We start from the raw sequence: 5,239 nt of genomic DNA, 5'->3' as shown, positions 1-5,239 counted from the left end.
CCGTTTTTATCTACTGTTTGATAGATGTGGTGATCTTGGAATGAACCTTTGGTTGTTATTGTTTTTTCATATACGTATGTGATTTCTTGTTTTTCACCTGGTTTGAAGTTTCCTTCTGTTGGTGTTCCATCTTCGTTATATGTTGGTTCGTTTACAGGATTTTCTGTTCTTACGAATGTATATCCATCTTTTTCGTTTTTACCTGTTGGATATGTTTCGTCTTTTGTTCCTTCTTTTACTTTACCATCTTCTTTTATTGTTTTTTCTTCTATGATGTTACCATCTTCATCTTTTGTTATATAGATGTGGTGTTCTTGGAAGGATCCTGGTTCTTCTGTTGGTTCATCTACTGTTTTTTCATATACATAGGTGATTTCTTGTTTTACACCTGGTACATAGTTTCCCGCAGATTTGCTTCCATCATTATTATATATAGGATTGTTTACAGGGTTTTCTGTTCTTACAAATGTATATCCGTCTTCTTCTTTCTTACCTGTTTTATAAAATTCAGTTTTGCTACCTTTGGTTGTTTCACCATCTTTTTTTATTGTTTTTTCTTCTATAACATTTCCATCTTTATCTTTTGTGAGATAGATATGGTGTTCTTGGAATGAACCTGGTTGTTCTTCTTGATCACCTTCACCTGTTGATGTATCACCAGCTTGTAATAGTGCACTAGTATGTGATACAGTTTGACCGTGATTATCAACTACGACTTGTCCATTATTCTTATTAACTACACTTGAAGTAACTTTAACAGCTTTATTTGGATCTGCATCTTTTTTTAATGTTGGTGTACCTAAAACTACATATTTTGTTTTCATATTTAGTTTTGTTCCAACGTCAATGTAGGCGATTCCGTTTTCTACAGTGATAGGCAAATCTGTAACTTCTTTAGCTCCAGCTGCTAAATTTGGTGAGAAACTATCTCTAAATACAGCATTGTTAGAAACTTCATATATTTTAACTTGGCTTGGATCAGTGTATTCATAATTGTTTGATTCTAATTTTATTTTATTAAGTCCACCTATCCTATCGCCTGATTGGTTAATGTAAGTTGTTGTGTGTACTGTATTTTCTTCTCTATTTACGGAAGTTATTGTTTCAGTTATTGGTAAATACTTTTTATTACCATATTGAAAAGTCATATTTCTTGTTTTTGTTTCATCCGCAACAGTAATAGTTACATCTACTTTTTGACCATCGTCTGTAATTTGTTCTCTTACTGGCCATAGACTTTGTTGGAATGAACCGCGAACATTGTTAAATATATCTACATAATCTGTAAATGTATATGTTGTTGTATTAGTATTTTTGTCATATACACCTTTAGCTATTAATCTACCTCTAGCATCCATTAAATTTGTTGCTGTTCTAGGTTCATTTACTAGACCAGGAACTACCTTATCTCCGTAGTTTACTGTAAAGTAATCTCCACTCTTTACAGAATCATCTACCTTATAGTCTGCTGTAAATGCAGCGTTTCCAGCACTTGTAACCCATACTTCTTCTTTTTGTGATCCACCATCTTTATATTGGATATTTATGTTTGATACGTGAACCTTGTTATTTACTTGTTGACCTTTTCCTGCTTTTTGTGATGCTTTTTCTCCTTCAGGAGCCACTTCTAATGAATTAGCTTCTTTAGCATTAGCTTCTTGAATTTTCTTATTCAATTTTGCATCAACGTCAATATTAGGATTTTCTGCAAGTGAATTTGCTATATCTTCTTCAATTTTTGCAATTTCGCCATCTGTAAAGCTAGCATTCTTTAATGCTTGTCTTTGAGAATCTGTTAGTTTGAATGCTTCTTTTCCCTCTATAACAGCTTCTTCTTTTTCTTCTGTAGCTTCTTCTTTTTGTGAAGTTGTTTCAGTTGTTTCTATTGCAGTGTCTTTTGTTGTAGTAGCTTCTTTAGTTGCGTCTGCTTTATTGTTTTCTGCTGCTGTAGAAACTACTTCTTTAGCTTGTTCTTTTTCTTCTTTGTTTTCTTTAATTACATTGTAAGTTGTTGCAGTGTCAGATTCTGTGTTTTGTTGAATTTTATTAGTGTCAGTAGTATTACCTATTGAATTACCTATTGAATTATCTGCTGATACTTGGTTTGCTAACATCATTGGGCTAGCTAATACTCCGAAAGCCAACAAAATTTTTGCAATATTATTCTTGTTCTTCTTGTCCATAAAAACCTCCTCAAATGGTGTGTTTTCCATTAACATATTTTGATTAAATGATTGACATAAATACATATTTTTCTCTTTTTTAATACTGTACAGTTCTAAATTATTATTTATTATTAATCATTTCTATCATTACTTTAATTATATACCCTTCTGCTAAAAAAAATAAACATATTTTACAAAACATCGTGGCATATATTTAAATTTTGAAACACATTTTATTCTTATGATATATTTAGTTTAATAATTAACTTTTATCATTATATAATTAATTTATTAACTTTATGAATTATCATTCTTTTATTTGTATTAAATTATTTACATACAAATTAAAAATGCCCACTTGAAAAACAAGCAAGCATTGTATATATATTTAATTCAAATCTTCTTCTATCTCATCGATTATTTCTTGTGGTGTTTTATCTTCAAAAAATGATGGGTCCATGTGTGTTAGGAAGTGCCACTCATCTTTTTCGTTTTTTCTGTAGACTATTGCTTCTCCGTCTTCTGATCCAAAGTATGCTCTGTCTACTTCATATCCTTTTTCTTCTAAATATTTTTTTACTTCATTATAGGATTTTTCTCTTGCTTCAATATAAGTTTTGACATCTTTATTTGCTATAACATAAGCATCTACTCTTGTAGAATTATTTACGATTCCATTTCCTTTTTCTGAAAGATTTGGAATTTCTTTCCAGAATATCTCTGCTTTTCCTTCTTCTGTGAACATGAATTTACTCAATGGAATTATATTTCCATTGTATTCTATTTCAACGTAATCACCTAATTTTTCAGGATCGATATATTCATATACGAATCCATCTTCTTCTGTGATTTCGTAGCAGTTTGTTTGCTTGATGAATTCTCTTCCTTCTTCAATTGTGTCAAACAACGCCAATTCTGTAGCTTCACCATTTTGATTCAATTCTAAAATATACATTTTGTTCTCCTTTATAACTTGATTTTGAATGTTACTTTTTCATCTTGTGTTTCAATACTTGCATCGATTTTGTAATTGTTGAGCAAGTTTCCAACGATATACAATCCAAGTCCATTGCTGTTCTCTTTATTCAAATCGCAATTCACATAAAATACTTTTGTGGTATCTAATTCACTTGCCTTCTTGCAAGTGTTAATCACTTCAAACCATTCACCATCTGATTTTATGGTTATTAGACCATATTCATCAGTGTATTTTACAGCATTTCCAATTACATTTGAAAGTATTATTTTAAGAGCTGATTTGCCAATAAAAATCTTCTCATCTGCAATCTGATTGTCGATTGTGATATGTTTTTGATTTGCAATTACTTCCTGCTTATTAATTATATCATTTAATATCGGTAAAATCTTTACATTTTCTTCGTCATTTTTCAAGTTTTCAATCGATGACAATGTAAGTATTTGTGAAATACTATGTGACAATCCATCAATTATTTTGAGTGATTCGTCGATATACAAATCTCTGTTTTTGTATTTTCCGATATTATATTTCATATTTTGCAAAATGATTTTAAGACTGGCTACAGGAGTCTTAAGTTCATGTGATGCTCCTCTGAAGAAGTCGTATTTCAGTTTTTCAAGTTTGATAATTTCTTCGTTTTTTGATTCCAAATCGTCAATTGAATGTAACAGTGTAGTGTACAAATCATTGATTTGTACTTTTAACTGTCCAATCTCATTAGTAGAATCTACTACAAGTCGTGCTTTTTTGTCCATAGTCATCATTTTATCAGTAACTTGTTTTATTTCTTGTATATTATTGTTGATTAATTTTGCATAAATCAATGAAATAATTGCTGAGAAAAACATAGAAATAAAAAGCGAAAATGGGAGAAATCTTAGACTCAGATTTTTGGCATCTTTTTTCATATCAGCTGTTGATACGAATTGAAGCGATATTTTCTCTCCAGTGTTAATAGTGATTTCTCGTTCTTCAATTATAAGTGAATTGTTGTCGCTTTTTTTGTCAAAATCAATGATTTCTTTGATTTGTAAACCGTTGTCGTTGTTTTTGTTTTTTACATAAGCTTTAATGTCGTTATTATTAGAATAGAAATCAAGCGACTGAGTAACATATCCAAGATCTTTATTTATTAATGTCTTGGATATTTCATTTGCTTTTTTATTTATTTCTTGTTTTCTATCTTCCAAATATGTTTTGGGAAATATTAAAAACACCATAAAATGTATGAACAACACAGTGAGCGCTAATGCTGTGAATATTTGCAGGAACATTTTAGGAAATATTTTCAAATTTTTCATTTTCTCTCCAATTTATAGCCGACGTTTCTTATGGTTACTATGCAATCTAATTCCAGTTTTTTGCGTAATTCTTTTATGTAAACATCAATTACTCTGTCAAATGGTATTTCGTCAGTTTCTTTCCACACACTATCGATTATTTGCATTCTAGTAAGTGCTTGACCTTCATTTTCTATCATATATTTGAGTATTTCAAGTTCTTTGGCATTTACATCAACTTTTTTGCCATTTATTTTTGCAGTATAGCTCGTGAAGTTTACTTCGGTATTTTTGTAATTAAATGTTTCATTGTTTCCATAACATTTTTTTATTAATGATTCTATTCTAACTTTAAGAACTGGAAGCGAAAACGGCTTTTCAATGTAGCCATCTGCCAAGCTTGTGAAGGCGTTGATTTTGTATTCTTCATCGCTGAATGCTGTCAACATAATAGCTGGGATATCACTTGTTTCTCTGATTTTTTTCAGAACTTCAAGTCCATTTATGTATGGAAGTTGAATGTCTAGTATCGCTAAGTTGATTTCGTTGTTTTCAAATATGGATATGGCTTGTTTCCCATCTTCTGCTTGATATGTTTTGTATCCAAACTCAGACAAAAATTCACAAATTCCTTCGCGTATCATTTTGTCATCTTCTACTACAAGTAAATTCATAATTTTTTCCTCTCTTTTATTTTATTATACAATATTTGTTTTAATCATGACCACCCGTAAAACGGGTGGTTTGTTCAAGGGCTATAAGCCCGAGTGATACCAACCAGCGTCTCAAGGCGCTGGTTTTCACTCTGTTCAAAC

At 30.6% G+C, this 5,239-nt stretch carries 4 protein-coding genes; all 4 read right to left on the bottom strand.

The window, feature by feature from the left end:
• Nucleotides 1-2,183, bottom strand: a 2,183-nt coding sequence (locus KHW44_RS06125) for an Ig-like domain-containing protein (protein WP_304067235.1), incomplete at its 3' end; no start/stop codon positions are given.
• Between the two features lie 370 nt (nt 2,184-2,553).
• Nucleotides 2,554-3,120, bottom strand: coding sequence for a hypothetical protein (locus tag KHW44_RS06120; RefSeq protein ID WP_304067230.1), 567 nt, complete (start codon nt 3,118-3,120; stop codon nt 2,554-2,556).
• A gap of 11 nt (nt 3,121-3,131) precedes the next feature.
• Nucleotides 3,132-4,445 (bottom strand): HAMP domain-containing sensor histidine kinase, encoded by a 1,314-nt coding sequence (locus KHW44_RS06115; RefSeq protein WP_304067227.1) that lies wholly within the window; start codon nt 4,443-4,445, stop codon nt 3,132-3,134.
• A complete protein-coding gene (locus KHW44_RS06110) occupies nt 4,442-5,098 on the bottom strand; it encodes a response regulator transcription factor (protein WP_304067224.1) in 657 nt (218 codons plus the stop codon). Before KHW44_RS06110 ends, KHW44_RS06115 begins: the two co-directional genes overlap by 4 nt.
• Nucleotides 5,099-5,239: the final 141 nt, after the last annotated feature.

Source organism: Finegoldia magna (assembly GCF_018371055.1).
In the GTDB taxonomy this organism is placed as follows: Bacteria; Bacillota; Clostridia; order Tissierellales; family Peptoniphilaceae; genus Finegoldia; species Finegoldia magna_I.
Note: the sequence above shows the minus strand (reverse complement) of the source record. Positions and strands in the feature narration are given on the sequence as shown.

Bases quoted from the DNA above. Each gene is read 5' to 3' on its own strand.
- KHW44_RS06120 (WP_304067230.1), bottom strand. From the start codon at position 3,120: ATGTATATTTTAGAATTGAATCAAAATGGTGAAGCTACAGAATTGGCG.
- KHW44_RS06115 (WP_304067227.1), bottom strand. From the start codon at position 4,445: ATGAAAAATTTGAAAATATTTCCTAAAATGTTCCTGCAAATATTCACA.
- KHW44_RS06110 (WP_304067224.1), bottom strand. From the start codon at position 5,098: ATGAATTTACTTGTAGTAGAAGATGACAAAATGATACGCGAAGGAATT.